The sequence below is a fragment of the Burkholderia torrens genome, from assembly GCF_984668525.1.
Window position 1 is genome coordinate 1031021 of the sequence record NZ_OZ480211.1, and the last position, 24172, is coordinate 1055192.

General features: G+C 66.0%; 22 protein-coding genes, 4 tRNA genes, 1 pseudogene and 1 riboswitch. Of the genes and pseudogenes, 10 read left to right on the forward strand and 17 right to left on the reverse strand.

Going from position 1 to position 24172, the window contains the following annotated elements; translation table 11 throughout:
• Positions 1-2 precede the first annotated feature (2 nt).
• From gmk to AC5LXX_RS04770, 3 genes are all read left to right on the forward strand, one after another.
• Positions 3-686, forward strand: coding sequence for a guanylate kinase (gmk, locus tag AC5LXX_RS04760; protein ID WP_493410653.1), 684 nt, complete (start codon positions 3-5; stop codon positions 684-686).
• Positions 687-744: 58 nt separating this feature from the next.
• Entirely contained in the window at positions 745-948 is a 204-nt protein-coding gene (gene rpoZ, locus AC5LXX_RS04765; RefSeq protein WP_006025620.1) for a DNA-directed RNA polymerase subunit omega, read from the forward strand.
• Positions 949-1011: 63 nt separating this feature from the next.
• Positions 1012-3378, forward strand: coding sequence for a RelA/SpoT family protein (locus AC5LXX_RS04770; RefSeq protein ID WP_124448966.1), 2367 nt, complete (start codon positions 1012-1014; stop codon positions 3376-3378).
• A 150-nt stretch (positions 3379-3528) separates the two neighbouring features.
• Here the strand turns inward: AC5LXX_RS04770 and AC5LXX_RS04775 are convergent.
• The 3 genes from AC5LXX_RS04775 to AC5LXX_RS04785 form a co-directional block, all read right to left on the reverse strand.
• Positions 3529-3605, reverse strand: a tRNA-Arg gene (locus AC5LXX_RS04775).
• 61 nt (positions 3606-3666) lie between these two features.
• Positions 3667-3743, reverse strand: a tRNA-Arg gene (locus tag AC5LXX_RS04780).
• A 67-nt stretch (positions 3744-3810) separates the two neighbouring features.
• A tRNA-Arg gene (locus tag AC5LXX_RS04785) sits at positions 3811-3887 on the reverse strand.
• A 129-nt stretch (positions 3888-4016) separates the two neighbouring features.
• Here AC5LXX_RS04785 and greB point away from each other — a divergent pair.
• Positions 4017-4580, forward strand: a complete 564-nt coding sequence (greB, locus tag AC5LXX_RS04790; protein WP_124448964.1) for a transcription elongation factor GreB — start codon at positions 4017-4019, stop codon at positions 4578-4580.
• Positions 4581-4663: 83 nt separating this feature from the next.
• Here the strand turns inward: greB and AC5LXX_RS04795 are convergent, their stop codons facing one another.
• Positions 4664-5815, reverse strand: a complete 1152-nt coding sequence (locus AC5LXX_RS04795) for a porin (protein WP_493410654.1) — start codon at positions 5813-5815, stop codon at positions 4664-4666.
• 495 nt (positions 5816-6310) lie between these two features.
• Positions 6311-6577: a hypothetical protein gene (locus tag AC5LXX_RS04800; protein WP_493410655.1), complete on the reverse strand. Its 267-nt coding sequence runs from the start codon at positions 6575-6577 to the stop codon at positions 6311-6313.
• A 393-nt stretch (positions 6578-6970) separates the two neighbouring features.
• Between AC5LXX_RS04800 and AC5LXX_RS04805 the strand changes: the two genes are divergently transcribed.
• Together AC5LXX_RS04805 and AC5LXX_RS04810 are read left to right on the forward strand one after the other, a co-directional pair.
• A complete protein-coding gene (locus tag AC5LXX_RS04805; RefSeq protein WP_006476615.1) occupies positions 6971-7174 on the forward strand; it encodes a cold-shock protein in 204 nt (67 codons plus the stop codon).
• A gap of 141 nt (positions 7175-7315) precedes the next feature.
• Entirely contained in the window at positions 7316-8443 is a 1128-nt protein-coding gene (locus AC5LXX_RS04810; protein WP_493410656.1) for an exonuclease domain-containing protein, read from the forward strand.
• A gap of 24 nt (positions 8444-8467) precedes the next feature.
• On the opposite strand, the gene AC5LXX_RS04815 is transcribed toward AC5LXX_RS04810, so the two are convergent.
• Both AC5LXX_RS04815 and AC5LXX_RS04820 read right to left on the reverse strand, forming a co-directional pair.
• Entirely contained in the window at positions 8468-9061 is a 594-nt protein-coding gene (locus tag AC5LXX_RS04815; RefSeq protein WP_493410657.1) for a chorismate mutase, read from the reverse strand.
• 223 nt (positions 9062-9284) lie between these two features.
• Entirely contained in the window at positions 9285-9431 is a 147-nt protein-coding gene (locus tag AC5LXX_RS04820) for a hypothetical protein (RefSeq protein ID WP_009690993.1), read from the reverse strand.
• A 198-nt stretch (positions 9432-9629) separates the two neighbouring features.
• On the opposite strand from AC5LXX_RS04820, the gene AC5LXX_RS04825 reads away from it, so the two are divergent.
• From AC5LXX_RS04825 to AC5LXX_RS04835, 3 genes and pseudogenes are all read left to right on the forward strand, one after another.
• A complete protein-coding gene (locus AC5LXX_RS04825) occupies positions 9630-10019 on the forward strand; it encodes a DUF2946 domain-containing protein (protein ID WP_493410658.1) in 390 nt (129 codons plus the stop codon).
• A gap of 127 nt (positions 10020-10146) precedes the next feature.
• The gene (locus tag AC5LXX_RS04830) at positions 10147-12510 is read left to right on the forward strand and encodes a TonB-dependent receptor (RefSeq protein WP_493410659.1); all 2364 of its coding nucleotides are present in this window, start codon (positions 10147-10149) and stop codon (positions 12508-12510) included.
• A 35-nt stretch (positions 12511-12545) separates the two neighbouring features.
• Positions 12546-12785, forward strand: a pseudogene (locus AC5LXX_RS04835) (TlpA family protein disulfide reductase); the annotation flags it as partial.
• 80 nt (positions 12786-12865) lie between these two features.
• On the opposite strand, the gene AC5LXX_RS04840 reads toward AC5LXX_RS04835, so the two are convergent.
• From AC5LXX_RS04840 to pepN, 5 genes are all read right to left on the reverse strand, one after another.
• The gene (locus tag AC5LXX_RS04840) at positions 12866-13120 is read right to left on the reverse strand and encodes a GlsB/YeaQ/YmgE family stress response membrane protein (RefSeq protein WP_059235555.1); all 255 of its coding nucleotides are present in this window, start codon (positions 13118-13120) and stop codon (positions 12866-12868) included.
• Positions 13121-13375: 255 nt separating this feature from the next.
• Positions 13376-13798, reverse strand: coding sequence for a hypothetical protein (locus tag AC5LXX_RS04845; RefSeq protein WP_493410660.1), 423 nt, complete (start codon positions 13796-13798; stop codon positions 13376-13378).
• A gap of 314 nt (positions 13799-14112) precedes the next feature.
• Positions 14113-14188 (reverse strand) — tRNA-Thr (locus AC5LXX_RS04850).
• Positions 14189-14394: 206 nt separating this feature from the next.
• Positions 14395-15408: a class 1 fructose-bisphosphatase gene (locus AC5LXX_RS04855; protein WP_050011574.1), complete on the reverse strand. Its 1014-nt coding sequence runs from the start codon at positions 15406-15408 to the stop codon at positions 14395-14397.
• 279 nt (positions 15409-15687) lie between these two features.
• On the reverse strand, positions 15688-18381 hold the full coding sequence (gene pepN / locus AC5LXX_RS04860; protein WP_493410661.1) for an aminopeptidase N: 2694 nt from the start codon (positions 18379-18381) through the stop codon (positions 15688-15690).
• A 187-nt stretch (positions 18382-18568) separates the two neighbouring features.
• On the opposite strand from pepN, the gene AC5LXX_RS04865 reads away from it, so the two are divergent.
• The gene (locus AC5LXX_RS04865) at positions 18569-19270 is read left to right on the forward strand and encodes a DUF4136 domain-containing protein (protein ID WP_493410662.1); all 702 of its coding nucleotides are present in this window, start codon (positions 18569-18571) and stop codon (positions 19268-19270) included.
• A gap of 52 nt (positions 19271-19322) precedes the next feature.
• On the opposite strand, the gene AC5LXX_RS04870 is transcribed toward AC5LXX_RS04865, so the two are convergent.
• The 5 genes from AC5LXX_RS04870 to xdhC all read right to left on the reverse strand — a co-directional run bounded on the left by AC5LXX_RS04870 (position 19323) and on the right by xdhC (position 23991).
• The gene (locus tag AC5LXX_RS04870; RefSeq protein WP_048024328.1) at positions 19323-19895 is read right to left on the reverse strand and encodes a TMEM165/GDT1 family protein; all 573 of its coding nucleotides are present in this window, start codon (positions 19893-19895) and stop codon (positions 19323-19325) included.
• Between the two features lie 40 nt (positions 19896-19935).
• Positions 19936-20111, reverse strand: a riboswitch (yybP-ykoY riboswitch).
• A gap of 141 nt (positions 20112-20252) precedes the next feature.
• Complete coding sequence (guaD, locus tag AC5LXX_RS04875) at positions 20253-21572, reverse strand: guanine deaminase (RefSeq protein WP_493410663.1); 1320 nt, start codon at positions 21570-21572, stop codon at positions 20253-20255.
• Complete coding sequence (locus AC5LXX_RS04880) at positions 21569-21916, reverse strand: hypothetical protein (protein WP_493410664.1); 348 nt, start codon at positions 21914-21916, stop codon at positions 21569-21571. The genes guaD and AC5LXX_RS04880 overlap by 4 nt, the downstream gene beginning before the upstream one ends.
• A 26-nt stretch (positions 21917-21942) precedes the next feature.
• Complete coding sequence (locus AC5LXX_RS04885) at positions 21943-22968, reverse strand: adenosine deaminase (protein WP_493410665.1); 1026 nt, start codon at positions 22966-22968, stop codon at positions 21943-21945.
• Positions 22969-22986: 18 nt separating this feature from the next.
• Positions 22987-23991 (reverse strand): xanthine dehydrogenase accessory protein XdhC, encoded by a 1005-nt coding sequence (gene xdhC / locus AC5LXX_RS04890; RefSeq protein WP_493410666.1) that lies wholly within the window; start codon positions 23989-23991, stop codon positions 22987-22989.
• Positions 23992-24172: the final 181 nt, after the last annotated feature.

The window sequence follows — 24172 nt, forward strand, 5'->3', positions numbered from 1 at the left end:
ACATGACCGATTCCCATCGCGACGGCCACGCGTCGCATTCGCTGCACGGCGGCGTCTATCCCGGCAACCTGTTCATGGTCGTCGCGCCGTCGGGCGCCGGCAAGTCGACGCTCGTGAATGCGCTGCTGTCGAAGGACAGCGACATCTGCCTGTCGATCTCGTACACGACGCGCAAGCCGCGTCCGGGCGAACAGGACGGCCGGCACTACCACTTCACGACCGTCGAGGATTTCCGCACGCGTCACGCGGCGCACGAATTCCTCGAGAGCGCGGAAGTGCACGGCAACTACTACGGCACGTCGCGCGTCTGGATCGAAGAGCAGATGAAGAACGGCCACGACGTGCTGCTCGAGATCGACTGGCAGGGCGCGCTGCAGGTGAAGAAGCAGTTCCGCAACGCGGTCGGCATCTTCATCCTGCCGCCGTCGCTCGATGCGCTCGAGGAGCGTCTGAAGAAGCGCGGCCAGGACGAACCGAACGTGATCACGCGGCGCCTGCTGGCTGCCGGCAGCGAGATCGCGCACGCGTCGGAAGCGGAATACGTGGTGATCAACGAGAATTTCGAGCGTGCGCTCGCGGAACTCGAATGCATCGTCGCCGCGACGCGCCTGCGCTTTGCTTCGCAGTACGCGCGACACACGGAGCTGTTCATCGAGCTCGGCATCCATCTGCCCCACGCGGAATGACGCGGGGGACGAGGGACATAAGGTAGAATAAGGACTATATTCAGAAGGAATTACCAACATGGCTCGCATTACCGTCGAAGACTGCCTGAAGCAAATCCCGAATCGCTTCGAACTGGCGCTCGCCGCCACCTACCGCGCGCGGCAGCTCGCGCAAGGCCATACGCCGAAGATCGAAAGCCGCGACAAGCCGACCGTCGTCGCGCTGCGCGAAATCGCTGCCGGCCAGGTCGGCGTCGAGATGCTGAAGAAGGTGCCGGTGTAACGCGCATCCGGCCCGTTCCAGCCATGTAATCCACGCGCGCAACGACTCGACCTGGAGGCGAATATGAGCACCACCCCATCGTCCGCCTCCGCGGATTCGACTACCGAAGCCACGGCCCAGTCGCCTGCGCGCCAGTACATCGACGCGGTCCTCGAACAGTCCTTCCGGCATCTGTTCGGGCCGACCGCCACGCCGGAGCAGCCGCGCAAGCACGGCGTCGTTTCGATCGCGAAACTGACGGCCGTGCTTGCCGACTATCTCGCTCCGGACGAAATCAAAGAGGTCAAGGCGGCGTTCCACTTCAGCGACGAAGCCCACCTCGGTCAATATCGCCAGAGCGGCGAGCCTTACATCACCCATCCCGTTGCCGTCGCGGAAATCTGCGCCGGCTGGAAGCTCGACGCGCAGGCCGTGATGGCCGCTTTGCTGCACGACGTGATGGAAGACCAGGGCGTGACCAAGAACGAGCTGGCCGAGCGGTTCGGCCCGAAGGTCGCCGAACTGGTCGACGGCCTGTCGAAGCTCGACAAGATGGAATTCCGCAGCCGCGAGGAAGCGCAGGCGGAAAACTTCCGCAAGATGCTGCTCGCGATGGCACGCGACGTGCGCGTCATTCTCGTCAAGCTTGCCGACCGCCTGCACAACATGCGCACGCTCGGCGCGGTGCCGATGGAAAAGCGCCGCCGCGTCGCGCGCGAAACGCTCGACATCTACGCGCCGATCGCGCACCGGCTCGGGTTGAACAACACGTATCGCGAGCTGCAGGACATGAGCTTCGCGAACTTCAACCCGCATCGCTACGCGACGCTCGAGAAGGCCGTGAAGGCCGCACGCGGCAACCGCCGTGAAGTGATCAGCAAGATCCTCGAGGCTGCGCAGCGCGCGATGGCCGACGCGAAGATCGACGCCGAGATCACCGGCCGCGAGAAAACCATCTACAGCGTCTACCGCAAGATGCGCGACAAGCAGCTGTCGTTCTCGCAGGTGCTCGACGTGTACGGTTTCCGCGTCGTCGTCGACAGCCCGCTCGACTGCTATACGTGCATCGGCGCATTGCATGCGCTGTACAAGCCCGTGCCCGGCAAGTTCAAGGACTACATCGCGATCCCGAAGATCAACGGCTATCAGTCGCTGCACACGACGCTCGTCGGCCCGTTCGGCGCGCCGATCGAGTTCCAGGTGCGCACGCGCAAGATGCACGAGATCGCCGAGGCAGGCGTCGCCGCGCACTGGCTGTACAAGAACGGCAGCGCCGATCTCAGCGACGTGCAGAAGCGCGCGCACCAGTGGCTGAAGTCGCTGCTCGACATCCAGAGCGAAGCCGGCGATTCGAGCGAATTCCTCGAGCACGTGAAGATCGACCTGTTTCCCGACGCGGTCTACGTGTTCACGCCGAAGTCGAAGATCATGGCGCTGCCGCGTGGCGCGACGGCGCTCGATTTCGCGTATTCGATCCACAGCGATCTCGGCAACCAGTGCGTGGCCGTGAAGATCAACAACGAATTGCTGCCGCTGCGTACCGAGCTGAAGAGCGGCGACATCGTCGAGGTGATCACTGCACCGTATTCGAAGCCGAACCCCGCGTGGCTCGGCTTCGTGCGCACCGGCAAGGCGCGTTCGGCGATCCGCCACTACCTGAAGACGATGCGCCTGAACGAGTCGGTGCAGCTGGGCGAGCGGCTTGTCGACCAGAGCCTGAAGGGCTATGGCCTCGCGCTGGCCGACGTCGAGCCGGAAGTGTGGGAAAAGCTCGTGCAGTGGACGGGCAACAAGAGCCGTCAGGAAATTTTCGCGGACATCGGTCTCGGCCGCCGCGTCGCCGCGGTGATGGCGAAGCGCATCGAGGTGCTGATGAGCGGCCGCGACGCGGACGACGACCTGCCGAAGTCCGAGCGGCACCCCGCGCATCATGCGCCGCCGGTGGTGATCACCGGCACCGAAGGGATGTCCGTGCAGTTGTCGGCGTGCTGCCGGCCGATTCCGGGCGACGCCATCATGGGTTACATCGGCATCGGCCTGGGGATGGCGATTCATACGACCGATTGCCGTGTCGCGCAGCGTATCCATCGGCGCGATCCGGGCCGCTGGATCGATGTCGAATGGGCGCCGCAGCCGGGTCGCCTGTTCGATGTCGCGGTGAAGGTGCTCGTGAAGAACACGAAGGGCATCTTCGCGCGTGTCGCGGCGGACATCACGTCGGCCGACGCGAACATCGTGCATATCGCGATGGACGAGGATCTGACGCATGAATCGACGGTGCTGCGCTTCGTGATCCAGGTCAGCGACCGCGTGCATCTCGCGAACGTGATGCGGCGCGTACGTACCAATCCGGATGTGATGCGGATCATGCGCGAGCGCTCGACCGACGACGGTGTGCATGCGCGCCACGACGGTGGCATGCGTATCGAGCGCGAACGGCAGGATTACTGACGCGCCTGCGGCGCGCGGGCGGGCGATCGACAGACGGCGGCCAGCGGCCGCCGTTTTCATTGATGCTGCGGCCAGGCCGGCGATGGCACGCGCGAGAAGAGGGGATGCGGAAAAGAAAAAGGGCTTTCCCGGAGGAAAGCCCTTTTAAGGTGGCGCGGCTGGCAGGATTCGAACCCACGACCCCTTGGTTCGTAGCCAAGTACTCTATCCAACTGAGCTACAGCCGCACGCAAAACGGTACTGCTTCAACTGTCGGAACCTTCTGCGATGGGAAGGCCCCCAAAAAAGTGGCGCGGCTGGCAGGATTCGAACCCACGACCCCTTGGTTCGTAGCCAAGTACTCTATCCAACTGAGCTACAGCCGCACGCAACAACAAGACTTCTACTGCTTTGAACTGAAAGGGCCTTCGGTTGGGAAGGCCCTCGAAAAAGTGGCGCGGCTGGCAGGATTCGAACCCACGACCCCTTGGTTCGTAGCCAAGTACTCTATCCAACTGAGCTACAGCCGCACGCAGAAGCGGAAGTATAGCAGGGTTGTATAAAAAGGGAAGCCTTATTCGCAAATTAGGTGCCATGACCTTGCCTGGGCGCCCTTCGTGTACCCTTGGAGCATCAGTCATCCAAGTTGAATCTGCATCATGAACAAGGCGTTTGTCAAAGAGTCGGACGGTGACGACGACGATCTCGACCAGGCTCAACCCGCGATTCCGGCGGGCGCGAAGAACTACATCACGCCGGCCGGCCACAAGCGGCTGAGGGACGAGCTGCTGAGCCTGATCGACGTCGAGCGTCCCGAGGTCGTGCGGCTCGTGTCGTGGGCCGCGTCGAACGGCGACCGGTCGGAGAACGGCGACTACATCTACGGCAAGCGGCGGCTGCGCGAGATCGACCGCCGTATCCGCTTCCTGACGAAGCGGCTCGATCTCGCCGAGGTCGTCGACGCGAGCCGGCAGGAGAATGTCGACCAGGTGTTCTTCGGCGCAACGGTCGATTACGAGACGCCCGACGGCGTCGATCACACGATCACGATCGTCGGGATCGACGAGGTCGATCTCGACCGCGGCTGCGTCAGCTGGATTTCGCCGGTCGCGCGTGCGCTGATCAAGGCGAAGATCGGCGATACCGTCACGCTGATGACGCCGGCCGGCCCGCAGCCGATCGACATACTCGACGTCCGCTATCCGGCGCGCGGTGACGCCTGATCGACGGCCAGCCCGGTGTGGTAAGGAAAAGCGCCCCGGTGGGGCGCTTTTTTCTTCCGGCGTACGGCGGCGTTGCCGGCCGCTCAGAAGCGATGACGCAGGCCGGCCGTGACCGCGATCTGCTTGTTGGTCGACGAAGCGCCGCCGAGGCCGTTGACATAGGCGCCGATGCCCAGGCCGTCCGTGCTGACTCGCTGATACACGCCTTGCACGTACACGTCGGTCCGCTTGGACAGTGCATAGTCGGTCTGCAGGTTGAACTGGTTCCAGCCCGGATGACGGCCGTCCAGGAAGCCGGCGGTGTACGTGTACGACCCGGCCAGCGACAAGGCCGGCGTGAGCGCGTAGCGCGCGTTCACTTCGTAGTTGTTGAAGCGGGCAAACGTGCCGTCCAGACCCAGGCCGTTCGACACGCCCGAGGCGCCCGCGGAGATGCCGAGCGCCCGGTTCACGCGCGATTGCGTGAACACGAAGCCGGCCGTTGCCGGACCGAACGTGTAGTTCAGACCGCCGCCGAACACGCGCTGACGCTTGCCGACGAACGTATTGTCGCCCGCCACCGCGCCGCCGCTGTTGGTGACCGCCGCCGACGTGAGGCCCGAGATGTCATTGTTCAACTGCAGGTAGCCGGCGCCGATATTGAAGCCGGCGTAGGTGTACGACACGCCCGCGCTGTATGCGCGATTGTTCGAGAACTGGTTGCTGTTCGAGAAACCGTACAACGCGCCGAACTTCAGGCCGCCGAAATTGACGCTCGTGTACTTGACGGAGTTATTGATCCGGAACGAATTGTTCAGGTTGTCGTTGTCGAACGGGTGGGCAAACTGGGTGCCGCCGAACTGTGTACCGGTCAGCGACAGCGGCCCGATGTAGTCGACGACGCTATCGTATTGGCGACCGAGGGTGACGGAGCCGAACTGGTCTTGCGACAGGCCGACGAACGCCTGGCGGCCGAATTCGCGGCCATTCTGGCCGAGCGTGCCGTTGGCGATGTTGAAGCCGTTTTCCAGCACGAAGATCGCTTTCAGGCCGCCGCCGAGATCTTCCGTGCCACGCAGGCCCCAGCGGCTGCCATTGATCTGGCCGCTGCGTTCGGACCATGAGCTGTGGCCACCCTGGTTGTTCGTATAGGTGATGCCTGCGTCGATCAGGCCGTATAGCGTCACGCTGCTTTGCGCGTGTGCGGCGGTAACGAATACACCCGACAACGCGGTGACGATCAGGGTTTTTTTCATGGATCTGTCTCCAAACAGGATGATGTCGATCGAACCTGCTGCCGGGCCGGGCTGTTTTGCATGCGCCGTGATCGGCAGAGCGGCGGTGCGCTTGTCAGAAAGCCATCTGCAGTGTACGGAGCGCACGAAGCGGGCGAGAGCGGCGCTTTAAGCAATAATGTATTTTGGAATCCGCAAAGATCGGCGAATGCGCGCAAACGAACGCCCATCAAGGGTTTGCGGCGGTGCAGCGAAGAAAAATGGTGCTCAGGACTACGGAACGGGCGTTGCGCGATTGCGACAGGTAATCAACGGCCGGCGGGAGACGTCATAGCGCGATTATTGACACATCGGCAATAGAGGTTTGTGTGGAGCATGACTAATGAAAGGTTGTTCTCTCGCTATACTGCGATCTCTGCTTTCCGAAGCAGACTTTTTCGTTGACGGAAAAGATCTCCAAACCTTTGTCGGCGCGACTTCCCAGTCGCGCTTTTTTTTGCCCCGCCGGTCCGTGCGCTATCGCGCGTACGAGCGGCGCTTGCGCTTGGCCGCAGGCGCGGCTTCCTCGGTATCGGTCGGTGGCGGTGTGTAGGTCCAGTCTTCCATCACGTAGTGACGGGCATCCAGCGGCGATGCCAGCAGGTTCTGCCAGTGGTCGCCGTGCCAGGTCGTATCGAATTCGGTATCGCAAGGCGCTTCGCGCGCAGACTCGGCCAGGGCGCGGGACTTGCGGCGTACGCGCCCGAGCCGGCTCGCGAAGCGCTTGATTTCGTCCAGCCACATGACCTTCTCCTTCCTTTCGGCGTTGCACCAGCATCTCAATGTCCCCGGATTTTCGCAACCCGGAAAAAACCCGAGGAATTTACCGGGATGATTTGTCCCCGGTAGGAATTTCATCGCCGCGATTATCTTTGATCCGATCCCGGTAATATTGACAGGTTTTTGAGGCGAATCAATTAATTAAAGGCGATGGTGTACCGATTCCAGTGGCATTAGCGCTTTTTTGATAAAACAACTGTCAAAAATTTTCTTGACGCACCCGGATTGTCCAATTTATAAAGTCAGCACTCCGTCCTCGGGCGGCGTGCTGGTGCGGGTGCTGGCGCAATGTTTCGGGATTTCGGGAAACGGCTATAAAAATAGCTTTTTTGATCTAATCGAGTGGGGAACGAAGACATGGATACCGGTATCGTGAAATGGTTTAACGATGCTAAAGGTTTTGGCTTTATTACGTCGGACAATGGTGGTGAAGATTTGTTTGCGCACTTTTCCGAAATCCGGATGGACGGCTTCAAGACGCTGAAGGAAAACCAGCGTGTTTCGTTCGACGTCAAAGTCGGGCCGAAAGGCAAGCAGGCAGCGAATATCCAGGCGGTCTGACGCGCCACGCATTGCCGATCACGTCCGGCCCCCGCATCGCGGGGGCTTTTTGTTTTACGGGGGCGGAACGCACCGGTCCGCGCTGGCCGCGACCATGCTTGCCGGTGCATACTCACGGAAGCATCGTTTTCCTGTCTTTTCATGTCCGATTCCCGTCTGTCCGATCCCGCCAGCGAACAACCGCTCGTCTTCGTCGACCTTGAAACCACCGGCGGCTCGCCCGCCGAGCACCGCATCACCGAAGTCGGCGTGGTCGAGATCGGCCCGCTCGGCGTGTCGACATGGACGAGCCTCGTCAATCCGGGGCAGGCGATTCCGCCGTTCATCCAGCAACTGACGGGCATTTCGGACGCCATGGTGCGCGACGCGCCGTCGTTCGCGTCGCTTGCGCCGGCGCTGTTCGAGCGGCTCGACGGCAAGTTGTTCGTCGCGCACAACGCGAGCTTCGACCGCGGTTTCCTGCGTGCCGAATTCGAGCGTGCCGGCCTGGCGTTCAATCCCGATGTGCTGTGTACGGTCCGGCTGTCACGCGCGCTGTTCCCGCGCGAATCGCGGCATGGGCTCGACGCGTTGATCGAACGGCACGGTCTCGTTCCGGCTGCGCGCCACCGCGCGCTGGCGGATGCCGATCTCCTGTGGCAGTTCTGGCGCCAGTTGCACGACATCGTCCCGCTCGAGCGGTTGCGCGACCAGATCGCGCGCACGACGCGCCACTATCGCCTGGGCGGCGATCTGACCGAGGCGTGGCTCGACACCGCGCCTGCCGGGTGCGGCGCCTATGCGTTGTTCGGGGAAGCGGACGCGCCGCTGTACGTGGGCCGCAGCGTGCGGGTGCGGCAGCGGCTGCGCGCGCTGCTGACCGGCGAGCGCCGTTCGTCGAAGGAGATGCGGCTGGCGCAGCAGGTGCGGCGCGTCGAATGGCGCGAGACCGGTAATGAGCTGGGTGCGATGTTGGCGGAAGCGCAATGGATTGCGCAACTGCGGCCGTCGTACAACCGGCGCCCCGCGGCTGATAACGTCCGTGGCGGCAGTGCGCCCTGGCCGTTCGACGGCGCCGTTGCGTTCGAGGCGAGCGGCGGGCGCCGCCTGTTTCATGTGATCGACGGCTGGCGTTACCTCGGCGCGGCCGAATCGCTCGATGCGGCCGCGCGGCTCGTCGCCGGGGCGGCGGACGGCGCGTTCGAACCCTTCACCCATCGCCTGCTGCAGACGCATCTCGCGCGCGGGCTACAACTGATTCCGCTCGTCGCGCTCACGCCGGCAGGTTGAGGCGGCCGCGCGGCGCCCGCGGCGTCATCCGATTGCGCTTGCGCCGCCGGCCGAGCAGACGTGCGACAGCGCGGTGTCGAGTGCCTGCGTCTGTTTCGAGTCGTAGCGCGTCAGCGTTTTCCAGTTCGCGATGCTGCGCGCGAGGCGCGCCTGGCAATCGGGCGCATTGCGCAGCGGTTCGACCTGCGCGAGGCCCGCGAGCATTTTCTGCGTCAGCCGGTCGAGTGCCGGGCGCGTGCTGGTCGCGAGGTCGGGCGGCGTGCCCTCGGGCGGCTGCGTCGCGCGCCAGGTCGCGAACAGTGCGTTCTGCACGTCCTTGCTCGCGACGATCTGATCCTCGAAGAACGTCCGTGCGAACGCAGGATCGACGCCGGCCTGTGCCGCGCGCTTTTCGACCGAGGCGAGCAGGGCCGCTTCGCGCGGCTGGTCCTCGATCGCCTTGTGATTCGCCCATTTCCAGCGCGCGACCGGTTCGGCGAGCGCGAGGCGCTGCGATGCGAGCGCGACGATGTTGGTGAGCGCGGTGTCGTCGCCGTCGGCACGCGCGATGTGGGGCGGCGCAAAAAGGGCGACACCGAGCGCGGCGACTGCAACGCTGGCACGAATGGCTTGCTTCATCGGAATGATCGGGAGAGCCGGGCGGGCCGGACGTGGAAAACCAGAAGAATAGACGAAGACAGTCGCGCGGCGTAGCGTCGCGACAGGAGAATCAGCAGGCGAGCCGATCCGGCACCGTCAGGCTGTTGCGGCCCGGGTGCGAGGCGAATTGCGCGCGATGCGCAGTGATGAACCGCACGATAGCGATGATCGACACGTGGCGGTTACAGAACCGGACAGGCGTTCACTTCGGCGAGTACAGCTTGTGCTGCTCGTCGAAGAATGCCCGCACGTGCTCGGGCAATTCGGCGAGGAATTCCACGCCGACGGGTTCCGGATCCGGGCTCATCACTTGCTCGGGCGGTGGCATGCGAGTGGGTCTTTCGTCCATGGTCATTTCTCCAGCAGGTTCGATGATTATCAACCTCGTGCTTCGATTTATGCCAGCGGCGAATCGTTAGATTTTGTCTCTGTTGTATTAACGGCACATGCGCTGCGATGCGAGGTGTGATGGCCGCTATTGCATCCTGCGCAATCGGCAACAATCGGGCCGCTTGTTATACTTGCGCGCACTTTTTCCTGGACCGCGATGAGACGAACGACGCGATGGATCGGCCTCGTATGGCTGGCGTTGGTACTGAACGTACTGTCGCCCGTCGTCGGGTACGCGCGTCTTGCGTCGAGCGGTTCCGGCGCGCTCACGCTCGAATTGTGCAGTGCAGCGGGCGCGCGCCAGGTCGTGCTCGCCGAAGCGGGCGACAGTCGCGACACATCGTCGCTCGACCATGCCGGCATGCCCCACTGCGTTTACTGCCCGGGCTTTGCGGCGAACCTCGCGCTCGGCACGCGCCTGCCCGACATGCCGGGCTTCGTGCGGACGTTCGCGTATCGCGTGGCCGTGCCGGCCGTTCCCGATTTTCCCCGCAAGGGCATCCGTCTCGCGCAGCCGCGCGCCCCGCCTGAAAACCTCCCGATCTGATTGATGTCGTTCGCGCGCCCCGGTGGCGCGCGTGCCGCCCGCGGCCCCGTCCGCGTGCCGCGCCATGCGTGCGCGGTACGCGTGCGTGTGCCCGGCGGCGTCCGATCGCGTTTTCAGGAATTCACTCATGTCGTCTATCCACGTCGCGCGGCTGCCGCGCGGCCGGCTCGCGCTCGCATGCGCGGCCGCTTTTGCATGGTCCGCCGCGCACGCCGCATCGACGGACGATGCGCACGCCGATTCCGCCCACGGCGGCGTCGAACGCCCGGCCAGTTCCGCGGTGCCGGCATCCTCGGTCGCCGCCGCGCCGCAGGCACGGGCCGGCGACACGCTGGCGGCCGTCAGCGTGACCGCCCAGCGGCAACCGGTTGATCCGGATACGCCGGCCGTCGTCATGTCGATCACGCGCGAGCAGATCGAGTCGCACACCAATGTCACCACCGAGGACGCGCTGAAGTACGCGCCGAACCTGATGGTCCGCAAGCGCTATATCGGCGACCGCAACAGCGTGTTCGCGGGCCGCGACTTCAACGAGCTGCAGAGCGCGCGCGGGCTCGTCTATGCCGACGGCGTGCTGCTGTCGAACCTGCTCGGGTCGAGCTATGCGTATCCGCCGCGCTGGTCGCTGATTCCGCCCGACGACATCGCGCGCGTCGACGTGCTCTATGGCCCCTTTTCCGCGCTGTATCCCGGCAACTCGATCGGCTCGACGGTGCTGCTCACGACGCGCCGCCCGGACAAGCTCGAGGCATCGCTGTCGACGCAATTCTTCACGCAGCGCTACCACGACGGCTACGGGTTCGCGGACAGCTTCGGCGGCAATCACCAGACCGCGCGGATCGCCAACCGCGTCGGCCGGTTCTGGTTCGCGCTGTCGCTCGACCGGCTGGAGAACAACGGCCAGCCGATGCAGTATGCGAGCCCCAATTCGGCCTACAACCCGAAGCTGGGCGCCGCCGTGCCCGTGACGGGCGCCGCGACCGACATCGGGCCCAACGGCAAGCCGCGGACGATCGTCGGCGCGCAGACGATCGAGCGGACGGAGCAGCTCAACGAGACGGTGCGGATGGGTTACGCGTTCACCGATCGCGTCGACGCGACGCTCACGCTCGGGCATTGGGAGAACCATTACCGGCAGCACGGCGAAACTTTCCTGCGCGACGTGGCCGGCAACCCGGTCTACGGCGGCAACGTGTCGATCGGCGGCCGGAACATGACCGTCGCGCCGAACGCGTTCGCGCCGCAGCGCGGCGACCAGGAAAACTGGCTGTACGCGCTCGGCCTGAACGGCCGGCTCGATTCGGGCTGGCGGCTGTCGGGCGTCGTGTCCGCGTACGACGTGTCGCGGGACGTGCTGCGCGCGGCATCGACCGTGCAGGGCGGCGCGGGCACGCTGTTCCAGGGCGATGGCACCGGCTGGCGCACGCTCGACCTGAAGGCCGAGGCGCCGGAAGTGAAGGGTCACACGTTCACGTTCGGCTATCACTACGACGACTACTTCCTGCGCAACGTCACGTACAACACGGCCGACTGGCTGGCCGGGCCGACCACGTCGCTCGCGAGCCTCTATCGCGGCGACACGCGCACGCAGGCGCTGTTCGGGCAGGACGCGTGGCGCTTCGCGCCGGGCTGGCTCGCGACGCTCGGGTTGCGCTACGAGCGCTGGGATGCATACGGCGGCGCGCTCGGCAACGCGAGCGGCACGCTCGGCTATGCGGACCGCAGTGCGAACGCGCTGTCGCCGAAGGTCGCGCTTCAATGGGACGCGACGGACGTGTGGCGCTTCCGGCTGTCGTTCGCGACCGGCACGCGGTTCCCGACGGTCGGCGAGCTGTTCCAAGGCACGATCTCGAACAATGCGATCGTCAACAACAACCCGAACCTGCGGCCGGAAAAGGCGATCGACTGGGACTTCACGGCCGAGCGCGACGTCGGCGTCGGCGTCGTGCGCGCGAGCGTGTTCCAGAGCGACCTGCGCGATTCGATCTACAGCCAGACGACGGTGTCGGGTGCGACGACCGTCACCAACGTCTCGAACGTCGATCGCGTGCGCGTGCGCGGCGTCGAACTCGCGTTCAGCGGCGAGAACGTCGGGCTGAGGGGGCTCGCGATCGACGCTAACGTGTCGGCCAGCAATGCGCAGATTCTCGCCGATGCCGCGAATCCGGCCTACGTCGGCTCGCGCTTCCCGCGCATTCCGCGCATGCGCGCGAACCTGCTCGCGTCGTATCGCTTCGACGAGCACTGGCTCGCGAGTGTCGGCGTGCGCTACTCGGGGCGGCAGTTCAACACGCTCGACAACAGCGACGTGAATCCGGACGTGTACGGCGGCACGAGCTCGTTCACGGTCGTCGACCTGAAGGCGCGCTATCACCTCGATCGTCACTGGACCGCATCGCTCGGCATCGACAACCTGACCGACCGCCGCTACTACGTGTTCCACCCGTATCCGGGCCGTACTTTCTATGGAGAACTGAAATGGTCGCTGTGACGTCGTTCACGGCAAGCTGCGCGCCGTGGCTCTCGGCGTCGTTGGCCGCCGATGCGCATGACACGCACGGCGCATCGAGAGCCGCCGATCGGCAGGTCGCGCAGGTCGCGAACGCGGAGCCGGTGCCCGGACGCTTGCGTGCGGCGCTGGATGCGCGATGGAGAGGGGAAATGCCGCGCACCGTGTGGATCGGGCGCGATCGCGCACGCGAGGCGCGCAGCGGGTTGCTGGCGAACGACGTGCTCGACGACTGCTTGCAGTACGCGAAGCGTTGAACGGAGCGAGTGGCGCGCGGCGAACGGGCCGCGCGCCGGCCTGATGCGAAAACACGCCCGAAGGCGCGTGGAGAGAAGCGTCAGGCCGCTCGCTTGAATAGCCGGATCACGAACAGCAGGATCACCGCACCGACGACCGCGACGATCACCGAACCGATGAAGCCGCTGCCGACGCTGATGCCGAGTATCCCGGCGAGCCAGCCGCCGATCACCGCGCCGACGATCCCGACGATGATGTCGACGATCAGCCCGAAGCCGCCGCCTTTCACGAGCAGGCCGGCAAGCCAGCCGGCGATCGCGCCGATGATGAGCCACATAATCAAGCCATGAGTCATGGTGGTCCTCTCCTTGGGTTGAGTCGAAATGACCGGACGCCGGCTGTCGTGCGCCGCAAGCTGGGTGAAAGCGGCATGCGACCCGCCGCGCCGCCCACGCAATGTAACGCGATAGGCGGGTCAGGATCGTTAAGTAATGTTATGCATCCGCAAACGGATTTTCCAGGGAATTCGTCTGCCTACGGCGCGGTTCGTGCACGGACGATGCGCGTCGAAATGAATTTGTAAGAATGAGATGAAGGTGGGCCCGGCCGGTCAGTCGTCTCGCCGTTCGCGCATCGCCGCAGGCACGTTCGTATCGGGCAATCCTTCGCCTGCCTCGGCGATCAGCCGCGCGACTGTCGCGGGTTCGCTGATCGCCTCGATTGACAGGAGTGCGAAGCGAGTGAGAAAGGGCGACGCATCGGCTTCGCCGATTCCGGTGATCGGGCGGCACAGGTCGGTGTAGAGCATGTCGCGTTCGATGTCCGTCATCATGCGGGTTCCTGAAGATCGGCTTCGGTTGACGTATGCATCCTGCAGGCGTCGCTCGAGCTCGACGAGCGACGGATCGGGCACGCCATCGCTCGTGAAGCTGATCGCGGTGAAGCGTGGTGCGACGAGATCGGTCAGGTGGCCGCGGCGTGTGTCGCTGCCGCGTGCCGCAAACAGCGTCAGCGGACATTCGGTGAGTTCCACACCGGGCGCCGAGCCGGCCGCGAACGTGTCGCGTTCGGCTGCGTTAAGCGGCGTCGCCGCAGAACAGCACGCGGTCGTGCCGGTAGCGTTCGAGCGTCAGTGCGTAGGCCTTGTGGATCGTGATCCAGATCGCCAGGTGCGCATGATGCGAGGAAGAGGGCGGAGTGGTCCGGCGATCGCAATCGGCGGTACGTGGCGCGTGAGTCGGGGGAGGCCCGCAAGCGGAGGCGAAGCGGGGAAGGGATGCGCGTGCGATTTCGGCGCCGGAAAAGAGAAAAGGTCTGACAAGCGGTGCTTGTCAGACCTTTATGTCTTGGTGCCGGAGATAGGAGTCGAACCTACGACCTTCGCATTACGAATGCGCTGCTCTACCAACTGAGCTACACCGGCAGCAGAGAAATGAAATTATATGGTGAAATCCGAGATCTTGGCAATAGGTTTTGCGAACTTTTTTTCAGCTTGCTGCCGCTGCTTCGCGAAACCCTCGATCCGGCGGACTTCCCGCTTTCACTTCACTGTGATGCGACCGGTCAGGGCCACATCAAGAGGCGCGATTGTACTTGCGCATCGCACCTCCGTCTAGTGCTGCAGTGCAATTATTTTGCTTCGTCGTGATAGCCGGTGACGCGCTCGACTTCGTTCTTCGAGCCAAGGAACACGGGCACGCGCTGGTGCAGGCCCGTCGGCTGCACTTCCATGATGCGCTGCGTGCCGGTCGTCGCGGCGCCGCCTGCCTGTTCGACGATGAACGACATCGGATTCGCTTCGTACATCAGGCGCAGCTTGCCCGGACGATCGGGCGTGCGCTTGTCGGCCGGGTACATGAAGATGCCGCCGCGGTTCAGGATCCGGTGCACGTCGGCAACCATCGATGCGATCCAGCGCATGTTGAAGTTGTCGCCGCGCGGGCCGTCCTTGCCGGCATTCAGTTCGTCGACGTAGCGCTTGACCGGGTCGTACCAGTGGCGCGCGTTCGATGCGTTGATCGCGTATTCGCGCGTGTCGGCCGGAATCTGCATGTTGCTCTGCGTGAGCACCCACGAGCCGACTTCGCGGTCGAGCGTGAAGCAGTTCACGCCGTTGCCGGTCGTCAGCACGAACACCGTCTGCGGGCCGTACACGGCATAACCCGCGGCGACCTGCTCCGTGCCGGGCTGCAGGAACGACTCTTCGGTGGCCTGCTTGCCGTCCGGGCAGCGCAGCACCGAGAAGATCGTGCCGATCGACACGTTGACGTCGATGTTCGACGAGCCGTCGAGCGGATCGAACACGAGCAGGTATTCGCCGCGCGGGTAGTTCGCCGGGATCGGGAAGAACGTTTCCATTTCTTCCGATGCCATCGCGGCGAGGTTGCCGCCCCATTCGTTCGCGTCGAGCAGGATCTCGTTCGACAGGATGTCGAGCTTCTTCTGCACTTCACCCTGGACGTTCTCGCTGCCGGCGGTGCCGAGCGCTTCGCCGAGCGCGCCCTTCGACACGTTGTAGCTGATCGCCTTGCACGCGCGTGCGACGACTTCGATCAGCAGGCGCAGGTCGGCGGGGAGGTTGTTGGTCTCACGTTGCTGTTCGATCAGGAACTTCGACAGCGTGGTGCGGCGGGCAATGGACATGACAGACTCCGAAAGGCCAAAGAATCCTTGAATGGCCGCAATTTTACCCGTCGCGCCTCCCGCGCCGCCGGCTTTTTTCGTCCGGTTACATCGCCGGGCGGCCGAGCCGGCCCGGTTTCCCGCAGCGGAGGCGGGCGCGGCGCGTATCGCCGCGGCGGCAAGTTGCGCGGTCGGACCCCGTCATTACGCTCGATTCCTGCCGCGCCCGTGCAATAAAAAAGCCGGCACCGCGTCAGGCGGCACCGGCTTCATCGCGCGAATGCGACGCGGGCGACGGCGTTACGCGAGCGCCTTCTCGACGATCTCGCGCACATCGCGCGACTTCGCGCCGGCCGCGACCTGCTCGAGCGCGTCGCGCATCCGGTCGCGCAGCGCCGGCGTGAAGCGCCGCCACAGTTCGAGCGAGCGCGCGAGGCGTGCGGCAACCTGCGGGTTGATCGCGTCGAGCGCGAGCACCTGTTCGGCCCAGAACGCGTAGCCCGACCCGTCCGCCGCGTGGAATTGCGCGGGGTTGGCTGCACAGAAGCTGAAGATCAGCGAGCGTGCGCGGTTCGGGTTCTTCAGGTTGAACGCCGGATGCGCGAGCAGCTTGCGCACCTTCGCGAGCGTCGGCTGCGCGGCCGTACCGCGTTGCGCCGCCTGCATCGCGAACCACTTGTCGATCACGAGCGCTTCCTTCTCGAAACGACGGTAGAAGTCGGCGAGCGCCTGCTCGGCCGGCTCGTTCGCGCCCGCGGCGGCGGCAGAGAGCAGCGCGCCGAGCGCGGCCGCGCGATCGGTCATGTTGTTGGCCGCGTCGTATTGCGCGGTCGCGAGGCGCACGGCATCGGCCGGCTCGTCGAGTTCGGCGAGATATGCGAGCGCGAGGTTCTTCAGCGCACGGCGGCCCGAGGCCTCCGGCGTCGGTTCGTAGGCGCCGGGCGTCTGGTGCTGTTCGTACGCGGCGAGCCATTCGGCGCGCAGCGCGGTCGCGAGCTGGCGGCGCACGAACTGGCGCGCACGATGCACGGCGGCCGGATCGGCTTCGGCCATCTGGTCGGCGAGATAGGTTTCCGACGGCAGCGTCAGCGCGAGTTCGCGGAACGCGGGTGACAGGCTTTCATCGGTCAGCACGCGGCGGAACGCGGCGACGAAGTTCTCGCCGAGCGTGAGCGGTTCGTTCGCGGCGGCGCGCGAGGCGAGCGTCAGCAGCGCGCGCGTCGCGAGGCGCTGGCCGGCCTCCCAGCGGTTGAAGGGATCGCTGTCGTGCGCGAGCAGGAACGCGAGATCGTCGTCGCTGTAGTCGTACTCGACGATCACCGGCGACGAGAAGTTGCGCAGCAGCGACGGCAGCGGCGCTTCCGGCACGTCGACGAACGTGAAGGTCTGCTCGGTGTCAGTGAAGTCGAGCACGCGCGTCGTGCCCGATGCGGCGGCTTCGCCGTCGAGACGCAGCGGCAGGTCGCGGCCGTCGCGGCCGATCAGGCCGATCGCGAACGGAATCAGCAGCGGTCCCTGCTGCGTGTCGAGCGCGGCCGGCGACGCGTCGCCGTAGCCCTGCGCGAGCGTGACCGTATAGCGGCGCGCGGCCGCGTCGTACGCGGTGCGCACCGACACGCGCGGCGTGCCGGCCTGACTGTACCAGCGCTCGAACTGCGCGAGGTCGCGCCCGTTCGCGTCGGCCATTGCGTGACGGAAGTCGTCGCAGGTCACGGCCTGCCCGTCGTGACGCTTGAAGTACAGGTCCATCCCCTTGCGGAAACCGTCGCGGCCGAACAGCGTCTGGTACATCCGCACGACTTCCGAGCCTTTCTCGTAGACGGTCATCGTGTAGAAGTTGTTGATCTCGACGTAGCTTTCCGGGCGCACCGGGTGCGCCATCGGGCCCGCATCCTCGGCGAACTGCAACTGGCGCAGCACGCGCACGTCCTCGATGCGCTTGACCGCGCGGGCCGCCGATTCGACGTCGTCGCCTGCGGCCATGTCGGCCGAGAACTCCTGGTCGCGGAACACCGTCAGGCCTTCCTTAAGGCTCAGCTGGAACCAGTCGCGGCAGGTGACGCGGTTGCCGGTCCAGTTGTGGAAGTATTCGTGGCCGACCACCGATTCGATGTTCGCGAAATCGGTGTCGGTCGCGGTTTCGGGGTTCGCCAGCACGTACTTCGTGTTGAAGATGTTGAGCCCCTTGTTCTCCATCGCGCCCATGTTGAAGTCGCCGACCGCGACGATCATGAAACGGTCGAGATCGAGCTCGAGGCCGAAGCGCTTTTCGTCCCAGCGGATCGAGTGGATCAGCGAATCCATCGCGTGACGCGTCTTGTCGAGATCGGCCGGCTCGACCCAGACCTGCAACAGCTTTTCCTTGCCCGAGCCGGTCGTGATCGTCTCCTCGATCGCGACGAGCTTGCCGGCAACCAGCGCGAACAGGTAGCTCGGCTTGCGGAACGGGTCTTCCCACTTCGCGAAGTGGCGGCCGTCGGGCAGGTCGCCCGAGTCGACGAGGTTGCCGTTCGACAGCAACACCGGGTACGCGGCCTTGTCGGCACGCAGCGTGACGATGTACGACGCCATCACGTCGGGGCGGTCGAGGAAATAGGTGATGCGGCGAAAGCCTTCGGCTTCGCACTGCGTGAAGAAGTTGCCGCTCGACACGTAGAGGCCCGACAGCGTCGTATTCTGGTCGGGTGCGCACGCGCTTTCGAGCGTCAGCTCGAACGTGTCGGGCACGTTCTCGACCGTCAACCCGTGCTCGTGCGCGCGCACGGCGCCATGCGGCGCGCCGTCCAGCCAGGCGCCGACGAACTCGAGCGCTTCGCCCATCAGCTCCAGGTGCGGCGCGGGCGCGGCATCCGGATTGCGGCGCACGCGCATCGTATTCCTGACGATCGTGCGGGCCGGCGCGAGATCGAATTCGAGCGCGACGGAATCGATGAGGAAGGCCGGCGGCGTGTAGTCGGCGCGGCGGATCACGGTGGAGGAGGCGTTGTCGGACATGGTCGTCGAGATCGGTGGAGTGGGGGACGGGCCCGCAAGACGGGCCTGGCGAACCGGGCCATTGTACAAAGGCTTGCGGCTGCGTGCCGGGCGAACTTTTTACCGCTTTCGGCAGTCCGCGTATTATCGGCATCCCGTTACGGTTCGCGCGGTGCGACGAACGGGTGACGGATCGACGAGGATCAACATGAAACGCGAATGGATTTTTCGCGGTGCGGGCTGGGCGGCGGCGCTGTGCGTGGCGCTGCTGACGGGCTGCACCAGCTATGTGACGACCCAGGTCACGGCCTTCTCCGACTGGAGCGGCAGCGACGCGACACGCACCTATGCGTTCACGCGCACCGATGCGCAGAAGAACAGCCTCGAGCAGTCGACCTACGAGCCGATCGTCGCGAACGAGCTGTCCGCCTATGCGTTCCGGCAGGTGCCGCCGGCGCAGGCACGCTATCTCGTCGGGCTGACCTATTCAGTCGGCAGCGATCTCGTGACGGTGCCGCAGCCCGTCTACTACGATCCCTGGTTCGTCGGGCCGGGGCCATACTGGCGGCGCGGGCCGTGGGGCCCGTGGGGCCCCTGGGGGCCGATGCCGGCCGGCTACGTCGCGCAGACGTACCAGGTGTTCGACTACGTGCTTGGCATCCGCATCACCGAGCGCGCGACGGGCAAGGAGGTGTACAACGTGTCCGCGCGCACGACCGGCGACAACGGCACGCTGCTGTACGCGATGCCGTTCCTCGCGCGCAGCGCGCTCGCCGATTTCCCGCTGTCGAACGGCGCGGTCCGCTCGGTCCGGCTGCCGGTCGACAAGCGCGGCGGCCCGGCGGCGCCGGCCGCCAACGAGCGCGCGGTGCCGGCTGCGCCGGCCTCTGGCGCGGCCGTCGTCAAGTAACGCAGTCGCCATCACGGCGCGGCCGCCCGGCCGCGCCGGCCATTCCCTTCCGTCAGACGCCGACGCCCAGCAGCGCCAGCGCGCCGAGCACGACGAACAGCACGGCCGCGATCCCGTGCACCAGCTTGGTCGGCAGGCGGTGCGCGAAGCGGTCGCCGAGCAGGATCGCCGGCACGTTCGCGAGCATCATCCCGAACGTCGTGCCGGCCACGACGCCGATGTAATCCTGGAAGCGCGCGGCCAGCGCGACGGTCGCGATCTGCGTCTTGTCGCCCATTTCCGCGAGGAAGAACGCGACGAGCGTCGCGCCGAACACGCCGAGCCGCGAACGGGTGGCGTTCGCTTCGTCGGCGTCGAGCTTGTCGGGCACGAGGATCCACAGCCCCATCGCGATGAACGAGAACGCGAGCGCCCAGCGCATGATCGACGGCGTGACGAGCGCGCCGAGCCATTCGCCGAGTGCGCCGGCGAAACCGTGGTTCACGAGCGTCGCGACGAGCACGCCGAGAATGATCGGCACCGGCTTGCGATAGCGCGCGGCCAGGACGAGGGAAAGCAGTTGGGTCTTGTCGCCGATTTCAGCGAGGGCGACGGCGCCGGTGGAGATCAGGAAGGCTTGGGACACGAATGGGGTTCCACGGGCCGATGTTGTGCGTGCGAGCGACGATCCACGGCGCGCCGGGCCCTGATGCGGCGCACTGTGAACCATCGGTCTCGCCAGGCCAACGTGGCTGCGTCCGCCATGGCCAAACGGCCAAGTCTGTTGACGGACGCCTCCGTCACGATGCGCGCCGGGGGCGCGGGACATCGAGCGGAGCGGCTACTCCCCAATGAGCGGCGAATTCTAGCACGGCGGATTGCGTGCGGGAAAGCGGGCGGGCAGCGTGTCGGGGCTCGATCGGCGTGCGGCTGCCCGACGGGCGCGGCGGCGAATGTGCCGCGCCTGCCGGGGCTGCGTTCCGACGGATCGTTGCCGTGACGGTCAAGCGGCGGCCGGGCGGCGCGCGGCGCCGCGTTCGTGCACGAGTTCGCCGGCCGCATAGGTGCGGTACACCGCGCGGTCGTCGCCGAGCAGTGCGAACGCGAACAGCAGTTCCTCGAGCGAATCGGCGCGCTTCGTGCGGCGCGCGAGCAGCGGCGTGGCCTGCGGATCGAGCACGACGAAGTCGGCTTCGGTGCGCGGCCGGAGCGTGCCGACCGTGTCGGCGAGGTCGAGTGCCTGCGCGGCGCCGGCCGTCGCGAGCCAGAACATCCGCGTCGCGGTCAGGTGGTGGCCCGACAGCCGCGCGACCTTGTGCGCCTCGTTCATCGTCTGCAGCATCGAGAACGACGTGCCGCCGCCGACGTCGGTCGCGAGTGTGACCGGCACATCGTGTTCGCCGGCCTTGTCGAAGTCGAACAGCCCGCTGCCGAGGAAGAAGTTCGACGTCGGGCAGTGCGCGACGACGGTGCGCGTCTCGGCCATCCGGCGGCGGTCCTCGTCGTCGAGGTGGATGCAGTGGCCGTACACCGCGCGCGGACGCAGCAGCCCGTAGCGGTCGTAGATGTCGAGATAGCTGCGATGGCCGGGGAACAGCTCGGCTACCCATTTCACCTCGTCGACGTTTTCCGCGACGTGGCTCTGCACGAACACGTCCGGATGGCGGCGCGCGAGTTCGCCGCACGCCTCGAGCTGCGCCTCGGTCGACGTCGGCGCGAAGCGCGGCGTGAGCGCATACATCTGGCGGCCCTTGCCATGCCAGCGGTCGATCAGCTCGGCGCTGTCGTCGTAACCCGATTGCGCGGTGTCGCGCAGGAACTCGGGGCAGTTGCGGTCCATCAGCACCTTGCCCGCGATCATCCGCAGGTCGCGCGCGTCGCTCGCCGCGAACAGCGCATCGGCCGACTGCTTGTGCACCGTGCAGTAGACGAGCGCGCTCGTCGTGCCGCACGCCAGCAGTTCGTCGACGAAGAAATCGGCGACTTCGCGCGCATGCTCGGGATCGCCGAACTGGCGCTCGGTCGGGAACGTGTACTTGTCGAGCCACGGCAACAGGCCCGGCGCCGGCGACGCGATCATGTCCGTCTGCGGATAGTGGATGTGCGTGTCGATGAAGCCGGGCACGATCAGCTTGTCGCGCAGGTCGTGGACGACCGCGTCGCGCGCGAGCGTCGCCGCGAGCGGCGCATACGGGCCGGCCGCGACGACCTTGCCGTCGGCGACGATCAGGAGGCCGTCGGTCTCGTAGTTCGCGGCCTGGCTCGATTGCGCCGGGTCGCCGTTGAAGGTCAGCAGCTGGGAACGGAAAGCGGTTTGCGTCATGACGAATGGTCCTGCATCAAGGTAAGGCGAACAGAAGAAAGCGATCGACGCCGCACGGGGGCGGGACGGTGCTTCGCGAGCGGCGGCGGCACGCGGCGTGCGGCACGGCCGGAGGCGATTGCGCGGGCGAAGGTGGCGGCCGAAGCCGCCAGCCAGTGGTCGCCGGCGGACCTCGCAGCCGCTGTGCTCGCGACCGATGCGGCGGCGAACGGAACGGCACGCCGCGGCGGCAGGCACGAGCGGGCGACGACCGGCCGCGCCGTCGCCACGCGTGCACGCCCGCGACCGGCCCGGCGCGAGGCCGAGCCGCTGGTCGCGAGGCGGATGCCGTTGCCGTGTCTCATCTGTCAGCGCTCCTCGATGCGGGCCGTCACGCGGCCTGCCAGTAAGCGTCGAGGCGCGCGTACATTGCGTCGCGCTGCGCCGGTTCGATGAACGATGCCTCGAAGCCGTTGCGGATCACCGCATGGACTTCGGCATCCGTGAGCTGCAGCCCTTCGGCCGTCGCGAAGTAGTTTTCGTTGACGTAGCCGCCGAAATAGGCCGGATCGTCGGAGTTGATCGTCACCGCGACGCCGCGATCGAGCAGCGCCTTCAGCGTGTGCTTCGCCATGTCGTCGAACACGCACAGCTTCAGGTTCGATAGCGGGCAGACGGTCAGCGCGGTGCGCGTTTTCGCGAGGCGTTCGACGAGTGCCGCATCCTCGATGCTGCGCACGCCGTGGTCGATCCGGTCGACCTTCAACACGTCGAGCGCTTCGTAGATGTAGGCGGGCGGGCCTTCCTCGCCCGCGTGCGCGACGAGCTTCAGCCCGAGTGCGCGCGCCTTCTCGAACACGCGCGCGAACTTGGTCGGCGGATGGCCGAGTTCGGACGAGTCGAGGCCCACGCCGATCAGCCGGTGACGATATTGCTCGAACAGCGGCAGCGCGGATTCGAACGTCGCGAGCGCGTCCTCTTCGGACAGGTGACGCAGGAAGCACAGGATCAGCTTGCTCGACAGCCCGCGCTGTTCGGCATCGGCGAGTGCGCGCTCGATGCCCGCGACGACCGTCTCGATCGGCACGCCGCGCTCGGTGTGCGTCTGCGGATCGAAGAAAAGCTCGGTGTGGACGACGTTGTCGGCGAGCGCGCGTTCGCAGTACGCGGCCGTCATGTCGTAGAAATCCTGCTCGGTCAGCAGCACGCTCGCGCCGGCGTAATAGATGTCGAGGAACGATTGCAGGTCGGTGAACGCGTACGCGGCGCGCAGCGCGTCGATCGAGTCGTACGCGAGCTTCACGCCGTTGCGCTGCGCGAGCGCGAAAATCAGTTCGGGCTCGAGCGAGCCTTCGATGTGGATGTGCAACTCCGCTTTCGGTGCGCGGGCAATCTTGTCCTTGAATGTCGGGGTCATGGCGTCGTTCTTGGTCGGTCAGTAGGTAGGGGAAGCCTGCGCGGACGCATTCGCTTCGACGGCCTGCAGCAATTGCGCAGCCACCGAGATCGCGATCACTTCGGGCGCCTTGTCGATGATGCCTTCGACACCGATCGGGCAGCGCATCCGCGCGACCTGGGCCGGGTCGATGCCGATCGCCGCGAGGCGATGATCGAACTGCGCGCGTTTCGCGTGCGAGCCGGTCATTCCGAAGTACGCGTAGTCGCCGCGTCGCAGGATGCGCTCGGCCAGCACGAAATCGAGTGCGTGGTCGTGCGTCATCACGACGAAGTAGGACTGCGGCGGCGCTGCGTCGACCGCGTCGGCCGGGGCAGCGGCCGCGTCGATCGAGAGGTTGCCGATGCCGGCGAGCGCGTCGGCCGGCGGGAACACCGCATCGGGCCCGTCGATCCAGCGCACCTGGCACGGCAGCGTCGCCAGCACCTTCACGAGCGCGGTGCCGATGTGCCCGGCGCCGAACAGCACGACGGGGAACGCATACGGCGCGATCGTTTCGGTCAGCAGCGACACGCCGCCGGTTTCCCACAGCAGGCAGTCGGCACGCGCGGCTTCCGATTCGGGCTCGCTCAACAGCGGCGCGCCCGGCGAGGGGCCGAATGATACGCTACGCACGGTCGCGGCGCCGGCCGCGACGCGCTTCGCGAGCGACATGATCCAGCCGAGATCGCCGACGTCGAGCCGCTCGAACGCGAGCACCACGGCGCCGCCGCAGCACTGGCCGAGGCTCGGGCCGAGCGCGAGCCGCTCGAGCCGGCGTGCGTGCGGCACGTGCGCGCCGTCCTTCAGCAGATGCCGCGCGATCTCGATCGCCTTCCATTCCAGATGACCGCCGCCGATCGTATGGCGGGCCGTGTCGCGCGTGACGAGCATCTTGGTGCCGGCTTCGCGCGGCGCGGAGCCGTCGGTATGCGCGACCGTCACGAGCACGGCCGCTTCGCCGTGCGCGAGCAGTTGCTGCAGATCGCCGAGCCAGGCTTCCATCAGCACACCCCGTGCGGAACGACGCGGCACGACACGCGGCGCGGGCCGGCGGGCATGACGATGGCGAGGACGGACGGGAGCAGGGCAGGCCGGCCGCACGGCTGACGCAGTGCGGCGGCGGCGCGCCGACGACGCGCGCGAACGGCGCCGCTGGACACGCGGACGCCATGAGGGTGACGGA